This is a genomic window from Holophagales bacterium, from assembly GCA_016719485.1.
Lineage (GTDB): Bacteria > Acidobacteriota > Thermoanaerobaculia > UBA5066 > UBA5066 > UBA5066.
This window is the reverse complement of record JADJZB010000011.1, coordinates 39,602-61,941: the sequence shown is the minus strand read 5'-3', so window position 1 is coordinate 61,941 and position 22,340 is coordinate 39,602. Positions and strand designations below refer to the sequence as shown.

The 22,340-nt window shown below is 71.4% G+C and carries 23 protein-coding genes and 1 tRNA gene; 8 read left to right on the top strand and 16 right to left on the bottom strand.

Annotation, left to right across the window (positions count from 1 at the left end; all coding sequences use genetic code 11):
• Window positions 1–631: 631 nt before the first annotated feature.
• Entirely contained in the window at window positions 632–979 is a 348-nt protein-coding gene (locus IPN03_09125) for a transcriptional repressor (protein ID MBK9373873.1), read from the bottom strand.
• 137 nt (window positions 980–1,116) lie between these two features.
• Window positions 1,117–1,821, bottom strand: a complete 705-nt coding sequence (gene lepB / locus IPN03_09120) for a signal peptidase I (GenBank protein MBK9373872.1) — start codon at window positions 1,819–1,821, stop codon at window positions 1,117–1,119.
• Between the two features lie 56 nt (window positions 1,822–1,877).
• Here lepB and queF point away from each other — a divergent pair, with 56 nt between their 5' ends.
• A complete protein-coding gene (gene queF, locus IPN03_09115; protein ID MBK9373871.1) occupies window positions 1,878–2,276 on the top strand; it encodes an NADPH-dependent 7-cyano-7-deazaguanine reductase QueF in 399 nt (132 codons plus the stop codon).
• Between the two features lie 232 nt (window positions 2,277–2,508).
• Here queF and IPN03_09110 read toward each other — a convergent pair whose 3' ends face one another.
• The 3 genes from IPN03_09110 to IPN03_09100 all read right to left on the bottom strand — a co-directional run bounded on the left by IPN03_09110 (window position 2,509) and on the right by IPN03_09100 (window position 5,352).
• Window positions 2,509–3,510, bottom strand: a complete 1,002-nt coding sequence (locus IPN03_09110) for an MBL fold metallo-hydrolase (protein ID MBK9373870.1) — start codon at window positions 3,508–3,510, stop codon at window positions 2,509–2,511.
• The gene (locus tag IPN03_09105; GenBank protein MBK9373869.1) at window positions 3,507–4,310 is read right to left on the bottom strand and encodes a gamma-glutamyl-gamma-aminobutyrate hydrolase family protein; all 804 of its coding nucleotides are present in this window, start codon (window positions 4,308–4,310) and stop codon (window positions 3,507–3,509) included. Before IPN03_09105 ends, IPN03_09110 begins: the two co-directional genes overlap by 4 nt.
• Before the next feature lie 79 nt (window positions 4,311–4,389).
• On the bottom strand, window positions 4,390–5,352 hold the full coding sequence (locus tag IPN03_09100; GenBank protein MBK9373868.1) for a lysophospholipid acyltransferase family protein: 963 nt from the start codon (window positions 5,350–5,352) through the stop codon (window positions 4,390–4,392).
• Between the two features lie 109 nt (window positions 5,353–5,461).
• On the opposite strand from IPN03_09100, the gene gatB reads away from it, so the two are divergent.
• Genes gatB through IPN03_09085 form a run of 3 tightly spaced genes read left to right on the top strand, consistent with a single transcriptional unit; the run spans window position 5,462 to window position 8,552 of the window.
• Window positions 5,462–6,922, top strand: coding sequence for an Asp-tRNA(Asn)/Glu-tRNA(Gln) amidotransferase subunit GatB (gatB, locus tag IPN03_09095; GenBank protein MBK9373867.1), 1,461 nt, complete (start codon window positions 5,462–5,464; stop codon window positions 6,920–6,922).
• Window positions 6,919–7,656, top strand: coding sequence for a cell division ATP-binding protein FtsE (ftsE, locus tag IPN03_09090; GenBank protein MBK9373866.1), 738 nt, complete (start codon window positions 6,919–6,921; stop codon window positions 7,654–7,656). The genes gatB and ftsE overlap by 4 nt, the downstream gene beginning before the upstream one ends.
• Entirely contained in the window at window positions 7,653–8,552 is a 900-nt protein-coding gene (locus tag IPN03_09085) for a hypothetical protein (protein MBK9373865.1), read from the top strand. The genes ftsE and IPN03_09085 overlap by 4 nt, the downstream gene beginning before the upstream one ends.
• A 104-nt stretch (window positions 8,553–8,656) precedes the next feature.
• On the opposite strand, the gene IPN03_09080 is transcribed toward IPN03_09085, so the two are convergent.
• A complete protein-coding gene (locus IPN03_09080; GenBank protein MBK9373864.1) occupies window positions 8,657–9,463 on the bottom strand; it encodes an SDR family oxidoreductase in 807 nt (268 codons plus the stop codon).
• Complete coding sequence (locus tag IPN03_09075; GenBank protein ID MBK9373863.1) at window positions 9,463–10,263, bottom strand: SDR family oxidoreductase; 801 nt, start codon at window positions 10,261–10,263, stop codon at window positions 9,463–9,465. Before IPN03_09075 ends, IPN03_09080 begins: the two co-directional genes overlap by 1 nt.
• A 58-nt stretch (window positions 10,264–10,321) precedes the next feature.
• On the opposite strand from IPN03_09075, the gene IPN03_09070 reads away from it, so the two are divergent.
• Window positions 10,322–11,074 carry a hypothetical protein gene (locus IPN03_09070; GenBank protein MBK9373862.1) on the top strand — a complete coding sequence of 251 codons (753 nt, stop codon included), beginning with the start codon at window positions 10,322–10,324 and terminating at the stop codon, window positions 11,072–11,074.
• Entirely contained in the window at window positions 11,071–11,991 is a 921-nt protein-coding gene (locus IPN03_09065) for a homocysteine S-methyltransferase family protein (protein MBK9373861.1), read from the top strand. Before IPN03_09070 ends, IPN03_09065 begins: the two co-directional genes overlap by 4 nt.
• Here the strand turns inward: IPN03_09065 and IPN03_09060 are convergent.
• The 6 genes from IPN03_09060 to IPN03_09035 form a co-directional block, all read right to left on the bottom strand.
• Window positions 11,979–13,910: a VWA domain-containing protein gene (locus tag IPN03_09060; protein MBK9373860.1), complete on the bottom strand. Its 1,932-nt coding sequence runs from the start codon at window positions 13,908–13,910 to the stop codon at window positions 11,979–11,981. The two genes, IPN03_09065 and IPN03_09060, sit on opposite strands and share 13 nt — an antisense overlap.
• Window positions 13,903–14,967, bottom strand: coding sequence for a tRNA dihydrouridine synthase DusB (dusB, locus tag IPN03_09055; protein ID MBK9373859.1), 1,065 nt, complete (start codon window positions 14,965–14,967; stop codon window positions 13,903–13,905). Before dusB ends, IPN03_09060 begins: the two co-directional genes overlap by 8 nt.
• Window positions 14,968–15,019: 52 nt before the next feature.
• The gene (locus IPN03_09050; protein ID MBK9373858.1) at window positions 15,020–15,904 is read right to left on the bottom strand and encodes a hypothetical protein; all 885 of its coding nucleotides are present in this window, start codon (window positions 15,902–15,904) and stop codon (window positions 15,020–15,022) included.
• Between the two features lie 102 nt (window positions 15,905–16,006).
• Window positions 16,007–16,660, bottom strand: a complete 654-nt coding sequence (locus IPN03_09045) for a hypothetical protein (GenBank protein ID MBK9373857.1) — start codon at window positions 16,658–16,660, stop codon at window positions 16,007–16,009.
• On the bottom strand, window positions 16,657–17,616 hold the full coding sequence (locus IPN03_09040; protein MBK9373856.1) for a hypothetical protein: 960 nt from the start codon (window positions 17,614–17,616) through the stop codon (window positions 16,657–16,659). Before IPN03_09040 ends, IPN03_09045 begins: the two co-directional genes overlap by 4 nt.
• The gene (locus IPN03_09035; protein ID MBK9373855.1) at window positions 17,589–18,461 is read right to left on the bottom strand and encodes a hypothetical protein; all 873 of its coding nucleotides are present in this window, start codon (window positions 18,459–18,461) and stop codon (window positions 17,589–17,591) included. Before IPN03_09035 ends, IPN03_09040 begins: the two co-directional genes overlap by 28 nt.
• 159 nt (window positions 18,462–18,620) lie before the next feature.
• On the opposite strand from IPN03_09035, the gene IPN03_09030 reads away from it, so the two are divergent.
• Complete coding sequence (locus IPN03_09030; protein ID MBK9373854.1) at window positions 18,621–19,394, top strand: glycerophosphodiester phosphodiesterase; 774 nt, start codon at window positions 18,621–18,623, stop codon at window positions 19,392–19,394.
• A gap of 78 nt (window positions 19,395–19,472) precedes the next feature.
• Here the strand turns inward: IPN03_09030 and IPN03_09025 are convergent, their stop codons facing one another.
• Together IPN03_09025 and IPN03_09020 are read right to left on the bottom strand one after the other, a co-directional pair.
• Window positions 19,473–20,846, bottom strand: a complete 1,374-nt coding sequence (locus tag IPN03_09025) for a GAF domain-containing protein (GenBank protein MBK9373853.1) — start codon at window positions 20,844–20,846, stop codon at window positions 19,473–19,475.
• Complete coding sequence (locus tag IPN03_09020) at window positions 20,846–21,322, bottom strand: pyridoxamine 5'-phosphate oxidase family protein (protein ID MBK9373852.1); 477 nt, start codon at window positions 21,320–21,322, stop codon at window positions 20,846–20,848. The genes IPN03_09025 and IPN03_09020 overlap by 1 nt, the downstream gene beginning before the upstream one ends.
• A 126-nt stretch (window positions 21,323–21,448) precedes the next feature.
• Between IPN03_09020 and IPN03_09015 the strand changes: the two genes are divergently transcribed.
• Window positions 21,449–22,051: a c-type cytochrome gene (locus tag IPN03_09015; protein MBK9373851.1), complete on the top strand. Its 603-nt coding sequence runs from the start codon at window positions 21,449–21,451 to the stop codon at window positions 22,049–22,051.
• Between the two features lie 169 nt (window positions 22,052–22,220).
• Here IPN03_09015 and IPN03_09010 read toward each other — a convergent pair.
• Window positions 22,221–22,295, bottom strand: a tRNA-Pro gene (locus IPN03_09010).
• Window positions 22,296–22,340: the final 45 nt, after the last annotated feature.

Here is a 22,340-nt window from a genome sequence, read left to right as displayed (position 1 = left end):
ATCGCCTCTCCCTTTTCTTTTTTTCCCGCGGCGCATCCGAAGAACCGAAGGACCCGAGGACCCGAGGGCACTCCAGTTCACCTCACCGTGCCGCACGAGTCGCGGGGGGGAGGGGCGTCCCACGGCGGCGCTCGCCGGGGCCTCCCCCCCCCCCCCCCCCGCTCCCCCCCCCCCCCCCCCCCCCCCCCCCCCGCCGGACACCCTCCCCCCTCAGCCCAGCAGGGGTTCCTTTCCGGGTCGGTCTTGATTTTATATTATGGCTCGCGCAGAGTGTAAAGCGTAGACCAGACCCCGTTGGTTGGACCCCGTTGGTTCGTGAAGCTCGCCGGCCGCGGGCGGGGCGGTGCGTCTCGCGAGCCGCCCCCGAGCACCGGCGGGGACCCGCTCGAGTTCGCGAGGACCGGGCGGGGATCAGGCCCGCGCGCGTGTTTGAGCGAAGCGAGTTCGCGCGGGCCCCCCGCCCGGCCGCAGCGAAGTCGGAAGCGGGTCGGCGGCGCGCAGCAGGCGGCCGTGAGACGTACCGCACCGCCCGCGGCCCCCTGTCGAAGCGACGTGACGGTGAAGCTGGTTCTCCCCGGTTCCCTGATTCCCCGGTTCCCTGATTCCCCGGTTCCCCGATCTCCCGGCGGGCTCAGCCGCAGTCGGTGCAGACGCCGTCGAGCGTCAGAGCGAGGGTCCGGACGGCTCGGCCGTCGGGGAGAACTCCCCGTTCCGCGACGCCGAAGTCCTGCCACGCCACGTCCTCCACCCGGCCGCAGGCGCGGCAGAGGAGGTGGTGGTGCGGGACGACGTAGGCGTCGTAGCGGGTCGCGCCGTCTTTCACGCTCATCCCGGCCACGAGCCCCGCGCGCGCGAGGGAGTGGAGGACGTTGTAGACCGACGCGCGGGAGAGGACCGGGCCGCCGGCGTTGACGGCGGTCTCGACGTCTTCAGCCGTCGGGTGCCGGTCCGTCGAGGCGAGGTAGGCGAGGACCGCCACCCGGGGCTCCGTTACGCGCAGCCCGCGTGCACGCAACAGCCCCTTCAGAGTCTCGGAATCGGCCCTCACGAGATTTAGAATAGTTCCAAACGAGCGAAAGCGCAAATACCGGCGTTCCCTCCCCGTGGGGGAAAGGTTCAGGATTTCGCTTCGGTGGCCGACGTGATGAACGCCCGGCCGAACCGCGAGAAGCGCGGTCCGTCCATGAAGGGGAGCTTCCAGCTCCACATCACGCCGACGGCACGGCCCAGGAGGTCGACGACGGGCCGGGTGCCGAAGAAGCGCGCGTCGCGGCTCTCGTCCCGGTTGTCCCCCATCAGGAAGACCTCGCCCTCGGGCACCGTGATCGGGCCGAAGTTCCGGAGCGCGGGCTTCTCGGGGAGGATTCGGATCGGGTGCGTCCTCCCGTCGATGCCCTCCGTCCCCAGAATCTCGATCTCGCCGTCCTCGAGGGTCCGCGGGGGGAGGAACTCCACCTTCTGGGGCTTTCCGTTGACCAGGAGCGCCTCGTTCCGCAGCTCCACGACGTCACCCGGGAGCCCGATGAGCCGCTTCACGAACGGAACGCTTCCGCCGTCGGGGTTCCTCACGACGACGACGTCGCCGCGCCGGGGAACTCCCGTCTTCATCAGCCGGACCTTCGAGAACGGCAGGCGGATCTGGTACGCCGACTTCCAGACGAAGACCCGGTCCCCTTCGAGGATCGTCGGCTTCATGGAGCCGGTCGGGACGACGTACCAGTCGGCGAGGACCGACCGCCCCGTCAGGATGACCGCTGCCATCAACACGAGCTGGCGGATGTCCTTCAGAATCTGCTTGCGTTTCTCGGGCGAAATGGCCATCGGCCGCGGAGTGTCGCACATTCCGGGCCAGGGGCAGGGCGGGCTATCCTCCCGCCATGACGACCGGTTACACCGACGACCACGCCGCCGCCGGAACGAAGGTAACGCTCCCGGACCTCGAGACGTGGCCCTCCCAGTACGGCGACGACTACGAGGTCGCCATCACGATCCCGGAATTCACCTCGATCTGCCCGAAGACCGGCCTTCCCGACTTCGCGACGCTCGTCGTGACGTACGTGCCCGACGCCCACTGCGTCGAGCTGAAGTCCTTCAAGGAGTACCTCCTGGCCTTCAGGAATCTCGGGATCTTCAACGAAAACGTCGTGAACCGGGTCCTCGCCGATCTCGTGGCCGCGACACACCCGCGGCGGATGACCGTTCGCGGCGTCTTCACGCCACGCGGAGGGATCCAGACGACGGTCGAAGCGCGCTGGCCACGCGCTTCCGGGGGTTGACAGGGCCCGTTTGGGAGCCCAGATTCTCAAGCAGGTCGAGGGGGTTCTTTCCCGCGAGAAGAGGTTCTTTCCGGGGCGATCCGAGATCGACCCCGCGAAGGGAAGACGGGCCGCGGACGCGGCTCAATCGAACGAGGGCGATCGTGAGTTCGGAGGACCCGTCGCTCTCAGGTAACGTCCCGGCCGGCGTGATCAACCGGCCGGGATTCTCGTTTTCGGTACCCCGCAGGGCTCAGCGCGGTGCCTGGGACGGAGCGGGCGGCGGGAGCATGGCCGGAACCGGCCTGCTCGCCGCAGCCGACGCCGGTGGAGCGAACGTGCCGTCGGGCCGCATCCGGCGATAGAGCGCCAGGATATTGGCGTTGTCGGCCCGGGCCGGGCAGTAGTCGCCCAGCTTCCTGAGGGACAGCTCACCGGCGACGCGAGCTTCCGCCGCGTCCTTCGCCTTCTGCTCGCCGAGAAAACTCACGACCCGTTCGAGGTAGCTCCTCGCCTGCTCCAGCTCCTGGAACACCAGCTTCGTCGGCTCGCTCCGGGACGCAACGAGGCCCGCGGGGTTGAGCTTGCCGACGCGATCGAGCATCTCCAGCCAGCCGACGGGGTCGGCCGCCGCCCCCTGGAGGTTGACGCAGCGGCCCGGCGTCACGAGATCGCCCACGAACGCGAGAGCGTTGTCGTTGCAGAGGATCGCGAGGTCGTAGGCCGAGTGGGCGGAGCCCGGAGCGGCGACGAGCTCGAACCGGCGCTCTCCCGCGTTCACGACGAGCTGGTCGGTCACCCCGACGACGGTCGGACGCTTCTGGCCCGCGGCGGAGCGGAACAGGCTGCCCGAGAGCACGTCCGCGGCGCGCGCGTGGACGAAGATCGTCGCGTCCGTCGGTAGAAATGCCTCGATCCCGCCGTTGGAGTCGATGTCCGTCTGCGTCAGCACGATCCAGCGGACGGGCTTGCCCTTCGTCTTCTCCTTGATCTGCGCCTTGAGGTTCTCGGCATCCTGCTTCGTCCAGCCCGTGTCGATGACGAGAACGCCGTCCCCCGTGTCGATGAACGCGCAGTTCGTGAGACCGAATCGGCCGTACCAGGTGAAGGAGTTGTACTGCGCCACCTCGAAAGCCGGAACGCCTTCCGGGAGAGGGGGTGGGGTCGGAACCGCGACCGGCGTCTGGGAGAAGGCGACGTGCGCGAGGGCGGTGACGGAGAGCAGTGCGGCGGAAAGGACGGTGCGGATGGTCATGCAGGCTCCGGCTTCTCGTCGGAACCGTGACCCGGCGTCGAGGAGGACGCGCCGGCGTCGAGGGTTCCGAGCTGGGTTTCGTCGTGATGGTCGTTGCGGGTCGCACGCCGTCGGGACGCGGCGAGGAACTCCACCAGGAGGGCTTTCTGGTCCGGCCTGTCGACGAGGTTCTCCGGGTGCCACTGCACGGCGGCGAGGTACGGGCCGCCCTCGCGAGCGAACGCCTCGACGAGGCCGTCGGGAGAGGCGGCGAGCGCCACGAGGCCCGGGGCGAGGTCCTTGACGGCCTGGTGGTGCCGGGAGTTCACGAAGACGCCGTCCGCCGCGGTGAGGACCGCGGCCAACGGGAGAGTGCCCGGCAGGTCGCGGGAAACCCGCACGACGTGCGCGGGGTAGGCCCGATCGTGCCCTTCCCGGCTCGGGAAGGAGTGCTCGATGCCGCGCGCGCGCTGGGAGGGAAGGTCCTGCCAGAGTGTCCCGCCGAACGCGACGTTGACGACCTGGAGCCCCCGGCAGATGCCGAAGACGGGAGCTTCGAGGCGAACGGCCCGCGAGAGGAGATCGAAATCGAGCGCGTCGCGCCCGGTGTCGACGTGGACCGAGCCGTTCACCGGCCACTCGCCATAGCGGGACGGGTCGACGTCGCTCCCGCCCGACAGGAGGAGCCCGTCGAACTCCCCGGGAAGGGCGTCCCCCGGCTGGACGATCTCCACCTCGTCCGGGAGGGCCCCGGCGGCGAGAAGGGCGCCCCGGTAACCGGCGTGCGGCTGTCCGGGGTCGATGGCGAGGACGATCTTCATGTTTCGAGAAGGGTCGTTCCGGCGGGTTTCACCGGAGGGAACCCAGTCTAGCAAGAGGCATTCCAGGGACCGGCCGGCCTCAGACCGGCGGCTCCCAGAAGCGGGAGAACATGTACCACTGCTCGCCGTGCTCCCGGACCGTCCGCTCCAGGATCGAGACGAACTCCATCATGGCGGCTCGCTCCGCCCCCTCGCGCTGCCCGCGAGGAGAAGCCACGACGTGAATCGGCGCCTCGACCACCGTGCGATAGGTCCCGTCCTCCTCCCGGAGAACGAAGACCGGGAGAAGCGGCACGCCGGAAGCCGCGGCGATCCGGAACGGGCCGACCGGGAACGACACGTCCCGGCCGAGGAACGGAAGCGTCCGCCCCGTCCCGGCGTAGTCGCGGTCTCCCTGGATCGCGACGAAGTACCCCTCCTCCAGGCTCCGGAGGATCTTCACCGCGGAGAAGTCCGACGTCATCGCCAGCGACCGGATACCGAGCTGGTCGCGCGCCGCCGTCCGGTCGCGTTCGACGACGGGGGACGGGTCGGTCAGGTAGACGACCGCCACTTTCAGGCCGAGCGCCCCGAGGAAGAAGCCGCCGATCTCGAAGTTCCCGACGTGCGCGGTCAGCAGGATCGCTCCCCTCCCGGCGTCACGCGCCGCGACGAGGTGCTCGGTCCCCACGCGCCGCGGGACGATCGCTTCGAGGTCCGTCGGCGGCCGCGCGGAGAAGCGGAGGAGGTCGATCCAGGAGCGCGAGTGGTGCCCGAGCATCGCCCGGGCCGACTCCTCGACCTCGCGCCGCCACGGCGGGAGCCCGAGGACGGCAGCGTGGTTCTCGAGGATCGCCTCGCGTACCGGCTCGCGCGCCCAGATCGCCCGTTCCGCGGTCGCCGCGGCGAGGCGGGCCACCCATTCCGGCGGAAAGCGCAGGACCAGCCAGCGGAAGAACGGGAACCAGAGACCGAACGTCAGGTGCGTTATGCGCGAGACGATCGGCGGGACGTCGGTGGCTCGGCCGGGCGCGTGCGGGGAATGTACGGGATTCGACGGCATGAGACGCGGCGCCTCGCGACGCGGGGGCCGTGATTCTAGACTCCTCCGCATGCGGGACCCCTCCGAAGCGCGGCGCGCCCGAAGCCGGCTCGGCTAGACTGGTCCGCCAATGTCCGCACACGCGTTCGAAACGGTCATCGGGCTGGAAGTCCACGCGCAGCTGAAGACGCGGACGAAGGCGTTCTGCGCGTGCCCCGTCGTCTTCGGCGCGAGCGCCAACACCGCCGTCTGCCCCGTCTGCCTCGGCTACCCGGGCGCCCTCCCCGTCCTCAACCGCGAGATGGTGAGCCTCGCCCTGCGCCTCGCGTTCGCGACCGCCTGCGAGATCCACGAGACGTCCGTCTTCGCGCGAAAGAACTACTTCTACCCCGACCTTCCGAAGGGCTACCAGATCTCGCAGTACGACCGGCCGCTCGCCACCGGCGGCGTCGTCGAGGTGCGCGGCGAGGATGGAGCGCCCCGCGCGATCCGGCTGAACCGGATCCACCTCGAGGAGGACGCCGGCAAGTCGATGCACGAGGTCCCCTGGGACGACGTCCCGACGGGCGTCTCCCTCGTCGACCTGAACCGCGCCGGCACGCCGCTCGCCGAGATCGTCACCGAGCCCGACCTGCGCTCGCCCGAGGAGGCCTACGACTTCCTCGTGCGTCTTCGCCGGCTCGTCCGCTGGGTCGGCGCCTCCGACGGCAACATGGAGGAAGGGTCCCTGCGCTGCGACGCGAACGTCTCGCTGCGCCCGGCCGGAGCCGCCACGCTCGGGACGAAGGTCGAGATCAAGAACCTCAACTCCATCGCCCACGTGAAGAAGGCGCTCGAGCACGAGATCTCCCGCCAGACGGAGGCGCTCCGGCGGGGAAGCGAGATCGTCCAGGAGACGCGCCTTTTCGACCCGGGCAGCGGAGCGACGCGCCCGATGCGGTCGAAGGAGGAGGCGATGGACTATCGCTACTTCCCCGATCCCGACCTCGGCCCTCTCGTCGTCGACGCGGCCTGGAGCGCCCAGGTTGCCGCCGCGCTCCCCGAGCTGCCGGAGCCGAGGGCCGCGCGGCTGGCCTCCACGCTCGGCCTCCCGCCGTCCGACGCCGCGACCCTCTGCACGACGCGGCCCCTCGCCGACGCCTTCGAGGAGGCCGTCGCCCTCCACCCCTCGAACCCGAAGGGCCTCGCGAACTGGTTCCTCGGCGACCTGCTGGCGCGGATGACCGACGCCGACCGGCAGGAGGGGCGCCTCCCCGTCGCGCCGGCCGTCCTCGCGCGCCTCGTCGCGCGGATCGACGACGGGACGATCTCGGGGAAGATCGCCAAGGATCTCTTCCCGCTCCTGTGCGAGGACGGCGCCGACGTCGACGCCCTCATCCGCGAGAAGGGTCTCGTCCAGGTGACGGACGAGGGGGCGATCCGCGGCACCGTCGAGAAGGTCGTCGCCGCCAACCCGGCGCAGGTCGCGGCCTATCGCGGCGGGAAGGCGGCCGCGTTCGGCTGGTTCGTCGGCCAGGTCATGAAGTCGACCGGCGGGAAGGCGAGCCCCACGCTCGTGAACCGCCTCCTCAGGGAGACGCTCGACGCGTGATCGAGTTCTACGGTGTCTCGAAGGAGTACCACGGGCGGCGCGTCCTGAGGAACCTCTCCTTCAAGGTGGCGCAGGGAGAGTTCGTCTTCCTCACCGGCCCTTCCGGCGCCGGCAAGACGACCGTCCTCAAGCTCCTCTACCGCGCCGAGGGACCCGGCGAAGGTCAGATCCTCGTCAACGGGAGGAACGTCGGGGCGATGCCCCCGGGGCGCGTCCCCGAGCTGAGACGGACGATGGGGATCGTCTTCCAGGACTACAAGCTCCTCCCCTCGAGGACCGTCTTCGAGAACGTCTCGTTCGTCCTGAAGTTCCTCGGCGTCCCGCTCGCCGAGCGCCGCCGGCGCGCCTACCAGGTGCTCCGCCTCGTCGAGCTCCACCACCGCGTGAACGCCTTTCCCGAAGAGCTCTCGGGGGGCGAGCAGCAGCGGGTGGCTCTCGCGCGCGCCCTCGTCAACGAGCCCGAGCTCCTCGTGGCCGACGAGCCGACCGGCAACCTCGACCACCGCCTCGCCCAGGAGGTGATGCGGCTCTTCTCGCAGATCAACGTCCGCGGGACGACCGTCCTCGTCGCCACCCACGACGTGAACCTCATCCGGGAAACGGGCCGCCGGTGCCTCACGCTCGACCGCGGCGGCGTCCTCGAGGGGCTCGTGGAGGCCGCTCTCCCGCCACAGGCGGCCTGGCGGCGCGAGGGCGGCATCAAGCTCCCGCCTCGCGACGAGGACGCACGGTGAGGCGGGGAGCCGCGTTCGTCTCGCTCCTCGACGAGGCTCTTTCCGGTCTCTGGCGGGCGCGTCGCGTGACGGTCGTCTCCATTCTCCAGATCTCCTTCTCCCTCTTTCTCGTCGGCCTCTTCCTCCTCGCGGCGGAGAACCTCGGCGGCGTCGTCGACACGCTCCGCGAGGAGACCGCCGTGACCCTCTTCCTGCGCCCCGGCGCCGACGAGGCGTCGAAGGCGGCTCTCGAGACCAGGGCGATGGAGTCGAAGCTCGTCGCCGCGGTCCGGCGCGTCTCGCCCGAGGAGGCGCGGAGCCGGTTCGCCCGCTCGTTCGGCAGCCTCGCCGGCGCGGCGGGAACACTCTCCGGAAACCCCTTCCCGGCGTCCGTCGAGCTGGACCTCCTCCCGGGCGCGATCTCCTCCGCCGCCCTGCGTCCCTTCCTCGCGAACCTCGCCGCCCACCCCGCGGTCGAGGAGGTCCAGTTCGACGTCGACTGGATCCGCCGCCTTCGCGGCGTCGTCCGTCTCGTCGCCGCGGCGGGCCTGGCCACCGGAGTCCTGCTCGCGCTCGGCGCGGCCTTCACGATCGCCAACGTCGTGAGGCTGACGATCCTCCTCCACCGCGACGAGATCGACATCCTCCGGCTCGTCGGCGCGCCGGAGGTCCTGATCCGCGGTCCGTTTCTCCTCGGGGGCGTCCTGCAGGGGGTCCTCGGAGGGCTCGTGGCGCTCGGCCTCCTCGCCGTCGCCTTCCGGGGGCTCCTCTTCTTCGTCGCCTCGACGGAGAACGTCCTCCTCGGGGTCTTCGTCGTCCGGTTCCTCTCTCCCGCAACCTGCGGAGTCCTCGTTCTGGGAGGGGTCCTGGCGGGCCTCTTCGGCGGCACGATCGCCTCGCGCCGCGGCCACGTCTGAAATCGATCGGGGGGACCCGGACCGCCGAGTCCCCCCGCGGCGCCTTCGGCGCCTCCCCCTCCGCGCGGTGAGGACTCGCGCCGCGGCCACGTCTGACGAGCGGTTCAGACCGGGGAGGTTCTCTTCAGCCTGGAGAAGACCGCCGCGGCGATCTTCGGAGGAACGGTCCTCGGGACGAGGCGCCCCGTGAGGATCCAGGCGGAGTCGAGGAGGTTCGGGACGACGATCGCCCGGCCGCGATCGAGGCCGCGCAATCCTGCTTCGGCGACGGTCTCGGCCGAGAGCGACGGGAAGCGGACGCTCGCCCCGGGCGCCAGCCCCGCGACGCGGTGGAAGTCGGTCCGGGTCGTCCCGGGGCAGAGCGCCGTGACCACGACGCCCCGGCCCCTCAGCTCCTCGTGGAGCGCCTGCGAGTACGACAGGACGAACGCCTTCGTCGCGGCATAGACCGCCATGTAGGGCACCGGAAGAAACGCCGCGGTCGAGGCGACGTTGAGGACGTATCCGCCTCCCCGCGCACGCATCGGCGCCAGAAGCCGATGCGTCAGGTCGACGAGTGCCGCGACGTTCAGCTGCAGCATGCGGAGCGTCCGCTCGAGGTCCTGATCCTCCTGCGGCCCGTAGTAGCCGAAGGCGGCGTTGTTGACGAGGAGGCCCACCGGCTTCCCGGCGCCCTCCGTGGCGGCGGCGAGCCGTCCGGCGGCGCCTTCGGACGCGAGGTCCAGGACGATCGGCTCGACGGCGACGCCCGAGAGGGAGCGCAGCTCGCCGGCGAGCGCGGCGAGCGTGTCACCCGAGCGCGCGACGAGTAGCTGCGGGACCTTCCTCCGCGCGAGCCCCCTCGCGATCGCCTCGCCGATGCCGGCGGAGGCGCCGGTGACGAGGGCGAAGGAGCCCGGCCCAAGCGCGATCACCCGATCAGGTCCTCGGTCCCGTCGACGCCGAGGACGTTGCCCGTGAGCCAGGCCGTCTCCGGGCGCGCCACCGCGACGATCACGTTCGCCACGTCCTCGGGCGTCGTGAGCCGGCCCGCCGGGTGGACGGCCAGGACCCGTTCGATCATCTGCGCGTTGCCCGGGATCTTCCGGAGGGCGGGCGTGTCGGTGACGCCGGCGCGGATCGCGTTCACCGCGATCCCCTTGCCCACGAGCTCCACGGCGAGCTGGCGGCAGTGGCTCTCGAGGGCGGCCTTGGCGGCCGAGACCGCGCCGTACGACTGCCAGATCCGGTGCCCGCCGGCCGAGGTCATCGCGAACACGTGCGCGCCCGCGCCGAGGAGGCCGGCCGCGACGAGATCCTGCGTCCAGTAGACGAGCGAGTGGGCCATGACGTCCAGCGTCATCTCCATCTGCGCCTTCGTCATCCGTTCCTTCTCCTCGCCCAGGAACGGCTTCAGCGTCCCGAAGGCGAGCGAGTGGAGGACGACGTCGACCGCGGGCGCGTCCGCGGCCGCGGCGATCGCCTCCTTCATGCCGGCGATCACCTCCGCCCGCTTCTCGGCGTCGGCGGCGTTCACGTTCCAGAAGATCGACCGGCCGCCTGCGGCCTCGATCTCCCCGGCGATCCGCTCCACGTTCGGAAGGGTGGCGCGGCGGTCGAGGTGAACGCCGAAGACGTTCCGGCCGGCTTTCGCGAGGGCGATCGACGCCGCCTCGCCGAAACCGGAGGACGCACCGAGGACGAGGGCCCAGTTCCGCTTCACGTCAGACATGGCGCGGATTATCGGCACCCCCTTCTCCCCTGTATAGTCGGCTCCGAGGGCGGTAGGGATGCGCTTCGAGGCCGTTCGCAGGCTCCTCGAGAAACTCCAGAAGAGCGGCAAGAAGACCCTCGACTACGAGGAATCTGCCGGCAATTTCACCGACAGCGAGATGGCCTTCGGACGGCTCGTCCTTCCCCTGCTCGAGGACATGGACACCATGAAGAAGCTCCTCGAGGACCTCTCGCGCCGTGCCCGCGCGATGCAGTTCGTCCTCGACCGTCTTCCCGTGGCCGCTCTCGTTCTCGACGCCGAGGGAAACCTGCTCGCGATGAACACCGTCGCCAAGAAGCAGTTCGGAGGTCCCGCGATCACCTCGGCCGTCCTTCGAGCGGCGCGGCGCGCCCTCCACGGGGACGAGGAGTCGGCCTCGACCGTCGACGACCCGCGCCGTACCGGAGGCACCCTGCGGCTGGTGGCGGCCGACGTGGCGGAGGAGTCGACGGGAGGAGCCACCGGCAAGCCCTCCGTCGTCTTCGTCGTCTCGAACGACTCTCCCCCACCCGTCGACGAGGCGGATCTCGTCGCCCGGTTCGACCTCACGCGGGCGGAAGCGTCCGTCGTGTCTCTCGTCGCGCACGGTCTGTCGAACAGGGAGGCGGGCGAAAAGATGGGCCTTTCGATCGAGACCGTGCGGACGCACCTGGCCAGCGCCTTCCGCAAGACGGGCGCCCGCAACCGCGCCGGCCTCGCCGCCCTCGCCTACGGCGCCCGCTTCGGGCAGGGGCCGATCTCCGGCGCCTACCCGCCCGTCGAGGAGTGAACGCCGCGTCGCTTCGCGCCCTCCTGCGGGAGCGGCCGCTCCTCCTCGACGCCGCCCTCGGGACCGAGCTGTCACGGCGAGGCGCCCCGTCCGCCCCTCCGCTCTGGAGCGCCCGCGCCGTGCTCGAGACGCCCGGCCTCGTCCTGGCCGTGCACCGCGAGAACGTCGCCGCCGGGGCCGACATCCTCACCGCCTGCACGTTCCGGACGCAGCCCAGGCTCCTCGGCGAGGCGGCGCGCGACGCCACCCGGCACGCCGTCGCCCTCGCGCGGGAGGCGGCCTCCGTCCGCCCCGGCCTCCTCGTGGCCGGCTCCGTCGCTCCGGTCGAAGACTGCTGGCGTCCCGACCTCGTCCCGGCCGAAGCCGAGCTCGCCCGTCTCCACGCGCTCCACGCCGCGGCGCTCGCCGAGGCCGGTGTCGACCTCCTGCTCCTCGAGACGTTCGGAACGGCGCGCGAGTGGCTCGCCGCGGCGCGTGCGGCCACGGCCACCGGTCTCGCGGTCGTCGCCAGCGCCACGACGCGCGAGGATGGCGCGCTGCTCTCGGGCGAGCCGCTCGGAGGCGCCGCACGCGCCCTACTCGATCTCGCCTCTCCTCCCGTGGCGCTCGGTGTCAACTGCGTCCCTGCCCGGCGGCTCGGCGCGAGCCTCGCCCTCCTCGCCGCCGCCGCGCCCGGGGTTCCGCTCGCCGCGTACGGAAACCCGGGGATCGCGATCGACGAGGCGCTCGGCGTCTTCGCCGAGCCGATCGCGCCCGCCGACTACGCCCAGCTGGCGCTCTCCTGGATCGCCCTCGGCGCCCGCGTCGCCGGCGGCTGCTGCGGAACGCGGGCGGAGCACGTGGCCGCCCTCGCGGCCAGGCTCCACTCCGCCCGCCGCGCACCCCGGCCGGACGGCACCACCCCTTACGGGAAGTAGCCGCGGATCGTCTTCGCCCTCAGTCCGGGCTTCCCCAACCGGACCTCGACGAGCCGGTACACGTCGTCCTTCTTCTTCGACTCGTTGAGATAGCTCAGGAAGTACTGGGAGCGGACCTCGGTCTCGATCTTCCGGTAGATATCGGGCAGCTCCGCCGCCTTGCCGATGAAGAACGTCTCCCCGCCCGTGTCCTCGGCGAGCTCCTTCAGGCGGGACTTCAGCCCCATGTCGAACATCCCGAGGTCGAGGCCGATGAAGTAGATCGGCACCCCCGCGGTCCGCGCGTAGCGCTTCAGCGTCGGCCAGTCGGTGGAAGAGTGGTTGTCCTTGCCGTCCGTCAGGACGACGAGCGCCTTCTTGCCCGCGAGCGGACGGAACTGGTAGAGGCCGAGGACGATGGAGTCGTGGAACGCCGTCGCGCCCCCCGCGCGCGTCTCGCCGATCGCCCGGATCAGGTCGGTCCGGCGCGACGTCATCGGGGCGAGGAGCGACGGCCGCTCGCGGAACTCGATGACGAAGCCCTTGTCCTTCTCGCCGATCAGGTTCGTGACGAACTCGGTCGCCGCCTGCTTCACGAGGGGCATCGACTTGTCCATCGAGCCGGAGCCGTCGATCACCAGGCCGAGGGCCATCGGGAGCGACTCGGCGAACTCGAAAGCCGAGAGCTCCTTCTTTTCGCCGTCCTCCAGGACGGTGAAGTCCCCTCTCGAGAGCCCCTTCACGAAGCGCCCGGCCTCGTCGAAGACGGAGACGTTCAGCTCGACGAGGTTCACCTCCACGCTCGCCACGAGCCGGTTGTCCCCGCGCAGCATCCGGAAGTCGGAGTACTCCTTCCCCTCGAGGTCGAACGCCGACGCGCGCATCAGCGTCGCCTTCGCGACCTCGGCGGCCGGCACCGTCGCCCGGTAGGGGGGCGCCGTCCACTCCGCGACCTTGCGGTCGTCCAGCCACAGCTCGACCTTCTTCGCGGTCGCCCCGGCGACCGACTGGACCGAGACCTTCACCTCGGCGTCGGTCTTGCCCTTCGCCTTCGGAAGGTCGAGGACCCTCACCGCGAGCTTCGCTTCCTTCTCGTTCAGGGCCCACGCGTCGGCGTCGACGAAGTTGCCGAGCTTGTCGAAGCCGAGGGCGCGCAGCGTCTGTTTCCTCGGGACCGTCCCGAGGTCGATCTCGACGGTGAACGGAGGACGGTTCCTGACGAGGATCAGCTTCTCTCCGAGGTGGAACTCGACCCGCGTGATCGGGGCCTTCGCCTCGCACTCGATCCGGAGGAGCCCCACCGGGACCTCGCGCGTCGGCGGCAGGAAGCGCAGGAGGTCCCGGGCCCCGGCGGGCACCTCGTCGCGGTTGCCCTCTTCGAGGAGGATCGCCGAGGCCGTGACCGGCCCGGCGTCCTCGGCGCGGAACTCCGAGGTCATCTTCGGCACCGTCAGCGTGACGGCCCTCAATGCCAGCGCCTTCCCGGTGGCGGCTTCGAGCCGCAGGTTCAGCGAGACCTCGCCGGGAGGAAGCGACCTCAGGAACGAGGCGGTCAGGGGCCGGGTGACGTCCGTGTCGCCGAGGTCGACGTCGACCGGTTCGCGAAACGTGTCGACGACCTCGCCCGCCGCGCTCTTCGCCTCTCCCGCGACGAAGAAAGCGTAGACCCGCGGGGCGAGCCTCGCTTTCTCGCGCAGGTCGGACCGGGAGAAGGAAAGGGTGAAGCGGACCACCGTCTTCCCGGCGCTGGCTCCGAGGAACTGCTCGCGCAGCTCGAGCGGGATGGAGACGCCGAGCGCCTCCCCGGAGGTCTGCTGGACGGGCTGGCCGGCCACAGCGGGCTGCCCGCTGGCCGGAAGCGCCAGGACGGCGGCGAGGACGACGAGGAGCGAAGAGACGACACGTCGCACGGAGAGGACCTCCCGCCCGGTCTTACGCAAGAACCGGGCTTCCCGATGGCGCATCGTAGACCTCCGGAGCGGACGCCCGGCCCTCCCGCTCGTCGATCCGCAGGCCGAAGAACGACTCCACGGCCTCCAGGAACGCCTCGGGGCTCGGGAGCGACTGAATCTGGCGGCGCAGCTCCGTCCCCCGGGGGACGCCGTGCGTGTACCAGCCGGTGAACGTCTTCAGCTTTCCCATCATCCGCTTCGGGATGTCCTCCTCCGCCTCCCGGATCAGCCGGAAGTGCTGAAGGATGACGTCGCGCCTCTCCTCCAGCGTCGCCACGCGGTAAGTCCTGCCGGCGAGGAGGTCGGCCGCCTGCCGGAAGATCCAGGGATTCTTCATCGTCGCCCGCCCGATCATCACCGCGTCGCACCCCGTCTCGCGGAGCATCCTCGGAACGTCCTCGGGCGTCTCCACGTCGCCGTTGCCGACGACCGGGATCCGCACCGCCTCCTTCAGCCGGGCGATCCGGCTCCAGTCGGCGCGTCCCGAGTACATCTGCTTCGCCGTCCGCGGGTGCAGGGCGACGGCGGCGACCCCTTCCCCCTCGCAGATCCTCCCGAGCTCGGCGAAGTTGAGCGTCTCCTCCGTGATCCCGGCCCGGAACTTCACCGTGAGCGGCGTCGTCGGCAGCGCCTTGCGGCACGCCGCGATGATCCCCTTCGCACGCTCGAGGTCCCGCATCAGCCCCGCTCCGGCGCATCCCTTCAGGATCTTGTTCGCCGGGCAGCCCATGTTGATGTCGCAGACGTCGACCCCTTCCTCCTCGACCCGCCGGGCGGCCTCGGCCATGCGCGTGGCGTCGGCACCGTAGATCTGGATGGAGAGGGGGCGTTCCTCGGGCTCCCACCGGAGGAGCCGCTCGGTGCGGCGGTTGCCGCGGGTCAGGCCCTCGGAGGAGACGAACTCCATCGTGACGAGGCCGACGCCCCCCATCCGCCGCAGGAGCAGGCGGTACGTCCCGTCCGTGATTCCCGCCATCGGCGCGAGGACCAGCGGAGGGTCGACGACACAGGTGCGCGTCCCGGGGCTCTGGTAGATGAGCGGCATCGGAGGACGGGCGCGGGACGAAGGGTCCCGCGCCCGAAGCCGAGGACTTGCGTCAGCCGGCCGGGGGGGCCTGTGCAGCCGGAGCGGCGGGAGCAGCCGGAGCGGCGGGAGCTGCTGGAGCACCGGGCGCGGCGGGCGCTTCCGGACCGTCGACGACCTCGAAGAACCCCTGCGAGAGCGCGAAGGGAGCCTCGATCCGCTTTTCGGCCCGGTAGAGGGCGACGATGTAGCTGTGCTTGCCCACCGGGACGTTCTCCCAGATGGCGGGCGCCCAGGTCGTGAGGGTCTTCTGCGGGTCCTGGTTCAGGCGGTAGACGATCTGGCAGGCGTTGGCGTCGGTCGCCGGACCCACCTTGCAGCCCGTGACGTAGACGTCGAAGAGGATCCTCGCCGCTTCCGACTTCTTGAATTTTCCGCGCGGGCCGCCCACGGTGATGGCGGGCTGGGCCATGTCGAACGCCGGCTTCCCGTTCTTCTCGCCGACGTGGAACGTGACGGCCGCGAAGGCTCCGCTCTCGCGGATCGCCTCTTCCCAGGGCCGCTGGACGAAGGCGAGGAGCGTGTGCGTGCCCCTGGGCATCGCGGGGAAGATCCACGGCTTGTCGGTCTGGTACCACTCCGGCAGGATCCGCCCGTCGAGGACCAGCTGAACGTGCTGTCCCTTCCCCGTCGCCTCGTCCTTGAAGGTCTCGAAGTTCTCGACCGTGACCTTCACCTCGACGCGGGCCCCCTTCGGCGCGGGCTGGCCTGCGTCCGCCGCGGGCCACGGGATGACCTCGTCCGCCGTGGGCGAGACGATCTTCACGACCACGGGGCCCTTGGGCCCGCGCCCGTCCGGGTACCCGGCGATCGGCGATTTCGGATCGACCGGGGTCTGGCCCAGGAGAGGCAGCGTTGCGATGAGGGCGGAGGCGAAGAGTGCGGCGAACGGCTTCATCGGCTTTGGCTCCTTGCTGGGCGACCCGGCTGCGCTTCGACCGGAGGGGCGCAAATGTACCAGAGGTGTCAACGCCGGCGAGGCGCGAGCAGGGGCCCTGCGTTACCGCGCCGGAGCATCCTCCCGCCGGTACCCTTCCGGAGCGCGGAAGAGCTCCGGGTCGATTCCGACCCGGACGTACGTCAGCTCGACGAACGTCTTGTCCTCCTTGCCGTCCGCTCTCGGCACGGCGCGCACCTTGCGCACGACCACACCGTCGAGGGCCGGCGTCGTCCAGTACGTCGTCGTCGGGGAGTTGAACGCGTCGGGGCGGTCGGCGAAGCGCCAGATGTTGCAGGCGTTCCCTGCGAAGACCGCGTCCGACTCGCGGTGGTAGTCCTTGATCCCCCGGCGGTTCGCTTCGGCGGCGTGGTTGAAGTCGGCGCCGAGCGGGAAGTCCTCGAGGTGGGCCAGGAGCGCCTCGGGGGTTCCCACCCGGTAGCTCTTCGTGGCCGGGTCTACCTCGAAGACCTCGCCTCCGGCCGTCTCGCGAATGAAGTACGTCGCGTTCTCGGCGTCGCTGGTCGACCGGCGGACCGCCTCGCCGCGGACCGCCAGCCGGAACTTCGCGAGCTCGGTGCCGCCTCCGCGAACGGTGACGAGAGCCGAGTAGCCGTCCGTCCTCGGCCGCGGGGGCGGCCCCATCAGCTTTCCGCACGCGGCCGAAAGAACCGGCGCCGCCACGAGAAGGAGGACGAGCGGCAGCCGCGTCTTCACGGCGCTCCCGTGATCGTCAGGCTCAGGAAGTGCTGCATCACGCCGAGCGCGCGGATCGTCACCCAGCGCGAGAGGTCCCCCTCCCTCTCGAGGGGGACGGGAAGCCGCACGCCGACGGGACGCTCCAGCTTCCAGCGCGCGCGGTGGTCGGCGCGGGCCACCAGGCGCGAGAGGGCGGCGTCGACCTCGGGAGAGCGCGGCGCACCCGCCGCGGCCATGCCACGGAGGAGCTCGAGGAGATCCGGCGGGTCTCCGACGGGGATCCCGGTCCGCTCCGCGTCGCCCGTCATCGCCGCGAGCTCGACGCTCCTCGCCCGCTCGATACAGAACGAGATCGCGTTGTTGACGGCCGCCGAGCGCTTCGGCTCGGCCACGGACGCCAGGACGAGGAGGTCCGCGGCCACGCTCGGGCCGACGTGGTCCGAGGTGACCCGGCGCCGCGCGAGGTGATCGACCGCGCCGAGGAGCCGCGTGTCGTCGCCGTAGCCCAGGAGGAAGAGCGCACGGCACGCGGAGACGAAGCCGCTGCCCACGGCGGGGGACTCACCCCGCTCGATGTCGACGATCACCCGCTCCCAGCGGGCGAGGAGGAGGTCGGCGGCGTGCCTGAGCTCCGGCACGTCGGCGTCACACCCGAGCTCGAGGAGAAGGAGGACATAGGACGTCCCGGGGTCCGTCGCCTCGGCGGAGTCGGACGGGCCGCCGGTCGGGAGCATCCCGCGCAGCTGCGGGAGGGCATCCTTCACGAAAGCGTCGCGCACGAGCACCTGCCGTGCCTTCCTTCGCTCGATGTCCTTCGCCGGGCGGTGGAGGAGGTCGCGCAGCGCGACGTAGCGCGCGGCGGGGCACTCGCGGGAGAGGAGCCAGTCGAGAGTCGAGAGCGGCACGGGGAACGCGCCAACGGGGAGACTTCGCGTGGCACGCGGCGTCAGCTCGCGGCGTACCGTCGCGGGCATCGCGTCCGCGACGACTGCTGTCCGCAGCGCGGCGGGCGGCCTCTCGCGCCGGACAGGCGGGGCCCCCTCGCGCGCCGGATGCCTCGACACCGAGGGCGGGCCGGACGGCCGGTCGGCCGGGCGGTAGGCCGGACGATCCGGCCGAGGCCCCCCAGGCCGATCGTCCCGGCGGAACGGCGGACGGTCCGGGCGTGGCCCCGCAGGCCTGTCGTCCCGCCGGAACGGCGGGCGATCCGGGCGCGGCCCACCAGGCCGGTCGTCCGGGCGGTAAGCCGGACGATCCGGCCGAGGCCCTGAGGTTCGATCGTCGCGGCGGAACGGCGGACGATCCGGACGCGGCCCGGCGGGCCGGTCGTCCCGGCGGAACGGCGGACGATCCGGGCGCGGCCCACCAGGCCGGTCGTCCGGGCGGTAGGCCGGACGATCCGGCCGAGGCCCTGAGGTTCGGTCGTCCCGGCGGAACGGCGGGCGATCCGGACGCGGCCCCGCGGGCCTGTCGTCCCGACGGAACGGCGGGCGATCCGGACGCGGCCCCGCGGGCCGGTCGTCCCGGCGAAACGGCGGGCGATCCGGACGCGGCCCCGCGGGCCGGTCGTCCCGGCGAAACGGCGGGCGATCCGGGCGCGGCCCCGCGGGCCGGTCGTCCCGGCGAAACGGCGGGCGATCCGGGCGTGGCGCCGAGGGACTGCCATCCCGCCGAAACGGCGGGCGGTCCGGGCGCGGCCCCGCGGGACGGTCGTCCCGGCGAAACGGCGGACGATCCGGGCGTGGCGCCGAAGGACTGCCATCCCGCCGAAACGGCGGGCGATCCGGCCGCGGCCCCGCGGGACGGTCGTAGTGGCCACCGGGCGCGCCGCCCTCGGCGCGCGGTGCGGGACGGTCGTCGGGCCTGAACGGAGGACGAACGCCGGGCCGTGCCGGCGGACGTCCGGTGGGCCGCCTGGGCGGCCCGGAGCGTGAGCCCCCTCGCGGTTTCATCGTGCGCGAGGATAATCCCTCGCGGGATGAACGTCTTCCGAAGCCAAGCGCCCCTCGTCGTCGCCCGCCGCGGTTCGACCCGCGACGCCGTCGAGAACACGATCGAGGCCTTCGACCAGGCCGAGGCCGACGGTGCCGACGCCCTCCACCTCGACGTCCGCCTCACGGCTGACGGTGAGGTCGTCGTATCCGCCGAGGCGGAAGTCGTTCTCGGCAACCGGCGGCTCCCTATCGCCTCCCTCTACCTTCCCGAGCTCCTCTCCGTCACGCTGACGAAGGGCGAGAAGAGCGGTGCGGTCCCGCTGCTGCGCGACGTCCTCACGCGCTACGGCCACGACGGCCGCTTCCTCGTCGAGCTCAAGCCCGGCCCCGCGCCGCGTCCCGGCCTCCTCGAGTTCCGTGTCGCCGCGCTCCTGACGCAGTTCAACGCCCTCGAGAGGAGCATCGTCGCGAGCTCCGCCCCGGAGCCTCTGCGGCGGACGCGCGAGACGCAGCCGGCCATGGAAACGGCGTTCTGCTACGACGGCACGGTCTACCGGCCCGAGGGGCGCCTCTGGCCGAACCTGCCGAACGGCTGCCGCGGCATCGCGCCGGCCGTCGCGCTCGCCTCCGAGCGCCTGTTCGCCGAGGCGAAGGCCGAGGAGATCGCCGTCCACGTCGCGACGGTGAACGACCCCGAGGAGGCCGTCCGCTTCGCGCGCCTCGGCGCCGCCTCCCTCGTCACCGACGACGTACCGGCCGTCGTGGCCGCCCTCCGCGCAGCCGGCCTCACCCGCCCGAACGCGCTCGCCCCGGCCTGAGTGTATTCGGGGGAACCCGGGCCCTTCGGGCCTGCGGCCGGTTCCCCCGAACCCCCTCCGCGCCGGCTGGCGTCGCGCTCAGCCGGCAGCGCGCTCCTCGAGCTGGATCTCGCCGTCCACCTCGAGGGCGAAGCGGCCGCGCATCACGGGAACGAGCCGGACGTCGGGGCACTTCGTCTCCAGCCTCTTGCGCAGCAGGATGAGCCGCGTCTCGAGGTTGTCCTTGACGGCCGGCAGTCCCAGCGAGGGGTCGAGCCTCAGCTCGCGGTTCGTGAACTCCCGCCGTCCCTCGTCCGTGCGGGCGCGGAGAAGCTTCCAGAGGATCTTCCCGGGAACGTTGCGGATCAGGTACTCGCCGTCCACGAAGACGCAGTCGTCGGCCGGGTAGTAGAGGAAGGTCCGGCGCGGCTTGTCGGCCCGCGGGATCGCCGCCGGCTTCGGCACCGGTGCCGCCTCATCCTCCGCCGGCTCGGAGAGCCGGTCGATGCCGATGGCGATCTGGTTCGCCAGGACGAGGAGGAACTCCTCGTGCCACTCCTCGAAGGCGAGCGGGTCGCGGCTCTCGAGCGCGAGGACCCCGATGAGCCGGTCCTCGACGAGGAGCGGCAGCGCGAGCTGACTCTCGGCGTCGGGCAAGCCGGGAAGCGGGATCTCGCGGCGAAGCTGGGGGCCTCCTCCCGCCGCCTCGATCGTCCCGCGCACGGCGCGCGAGTAACGCAGCAGCGACTCCATCCCCGAGAGGCGCAGCGGCGCACCCGTCGCCGCGACCGTCCCGATGAGTCCCTGCGCCACCGACACTTCCGCTCCGACGCCGCTCCCGCCGTATCCGTGGCTCGAGATCGTCACGAGCGTCCGCCCCTTCTCGTCGAGCAGCAGGAGCATCGAGTGGCGAAAGCCGAGGACCTCGTCGAGCGCGGCGAGGGCGTCGAAGAAGAGCGACTCGAGGTCGACCGCCCGGTTGATGCGGCAGGAGACGACGGAGAGCGCGCGGATCTCGGTCATCGGACCATCGACCAGCGCCGGCGCGTCGCATTTCTCCTTCGTCGCGGGCTCCAGGAACCCGTCGACCGGCCGGATCCACTCCACCTCGCAGACGTCGGCCGACAGGAGCCTGAAGATCCCTTTCATCCCCGTGTGCGAGGCGATCGCCTCGATCCGCAGGGCCATCTCCACGAAGAGGGGCGTGTCCGTCTCCGACCGCACGTACCGGAGACCGAGCTTCCACTCCTCGAACGTGATCGGGTCGATGACGGTGGCCGTCGCGCGCGGGTTCTCCTCGAGGTTGCGGCTCGTCTTGTTGAAGAACTGCCTCGAGATGGCGACATGCCGGTCGTCGACCTGGCGAATCTGGCTCAGGTAGGTGACGTTCGGCGTCCCGTCGAGGCCGCACGTGGCGAGCGACCCGGGGATGATTCCCTGGAAGCAGCGCCCGAGGGCGGGGAGCTTCCCGATCACGAGGCTTCCCCTCCCACGATCGGCTCTCCCGCGCGCGGACCCGGTGTCTGCTCGTAGGCCTCGCTGACGACGAACGTCGCCGCGTGGCAGGGCCACCTCGTCCGGCGCCTGACGACGGCGGGAGGGAGTCCGATCACCTCCACCTCGGTGTCGAATGCCGCCGCCATCCGCTCGACTCCGGTCCGCTCCTCCTCGCGGGCGGTCCGGAGCGTCTCGACCCGTCCCTTCAGCTGGACCGTGCGGTGCGTCAGGGGCTGCGAGAGGACGACCGCGATCGCCCCGTTGGCGCGCAGGTTCGCGAGGCTCGTTTCCGACGTCGCGACGGGAAGGTACACGGTCAGGCTTCGGCCGTCGGCCGAGGGCAGGGCGGCGGCGGCCATCACCTCGTCGGGGACGAACGCGTCGTCGCGCGTGGCCACGTGCACCGCGACGAGCCCCTCGACCAGGGCCGCCAGGTTTTCCGGAGCTTTCACGGTGGCCGGAGGTTACCGCAGCCCCCGTCGGTTAGTGAATTCTTAGGGAGCGTTAGTCAGTTCTTAGGTGGCCGGCCCCGGAGGCGCGCTACATCTTTCGGGTCACAAACACAAAGGAGATCGCTCATGACCGCCACCCTCAACGCCGCCGACGTCGTCCGCCGCATCGCCCTCGCCGCCGCAGCAGCCACCCTCGCCGCGTCGGCCGCCGCCCTCGCCGGCGAGACGCCGAAGAAGCCCCTCACCTTCGGCGCCTCGCCCGAAGTCTCGCGCGGCAAGTACCTCGTCGCCGTCATGGGGTGCGACGACTGCCACACGCCGATGAAGATGGGCGCCCGCGGCCCCGAGCCCGACATGACCCGCCGCCTCTCCGGCCACCCGCGGGAGCTGAAGGTCCCGGGCGGTCCTCCCGTCGACGGGAAGGGCTGGGTCTGGGCCGGAAACGCCACGAACACGGCCTTCGCGGGCCCCTGGGGCGTCACCTACGCCGTGAACCTCACCTCCGACGCCACCGGCATCGGCGCGTGGACGGAAGCGAACTTCGTCCGCGCGATCAAGGAAGGCAAGCACCTCGGCGTGGGGCGGCCGATCAACCCGCCGATGCCCTGGCCCGCCTACCGCCAGGCGACCGAGGACGACCTCAAGGCCGTCTACGCCTACCTGAAGACCGTGCCGCCCGTGAAGAACGCCGCCCCCGAGTACCAGCCGCCGCAGATGGCGAAGAAGTGACCCGGTCGTGACGCGGAACGCCCCGGCGCGGTGAGCTCCCCGCGCCGGGCCTTTCCGTCTCGACGCCCCCGGTCCGCTCTGCCAAGATCCCGCGCCAAACGCGCGGACGCCCGGGGCGGGGCGGAAGGGGCCGACGGCATGAGCGGAATCGAGCGGAGCCCGGAAAGTGTGGTCGGGGCGGGCGGGTTTGAACCGCCGACCTGTTGCTCCCAAAGCAACTGCGCTACCACTGCGCTACGCCCCGGCGCGGCGGATTTTCAGCCCGCGGCGGGGGGATGTCCACTCGCGG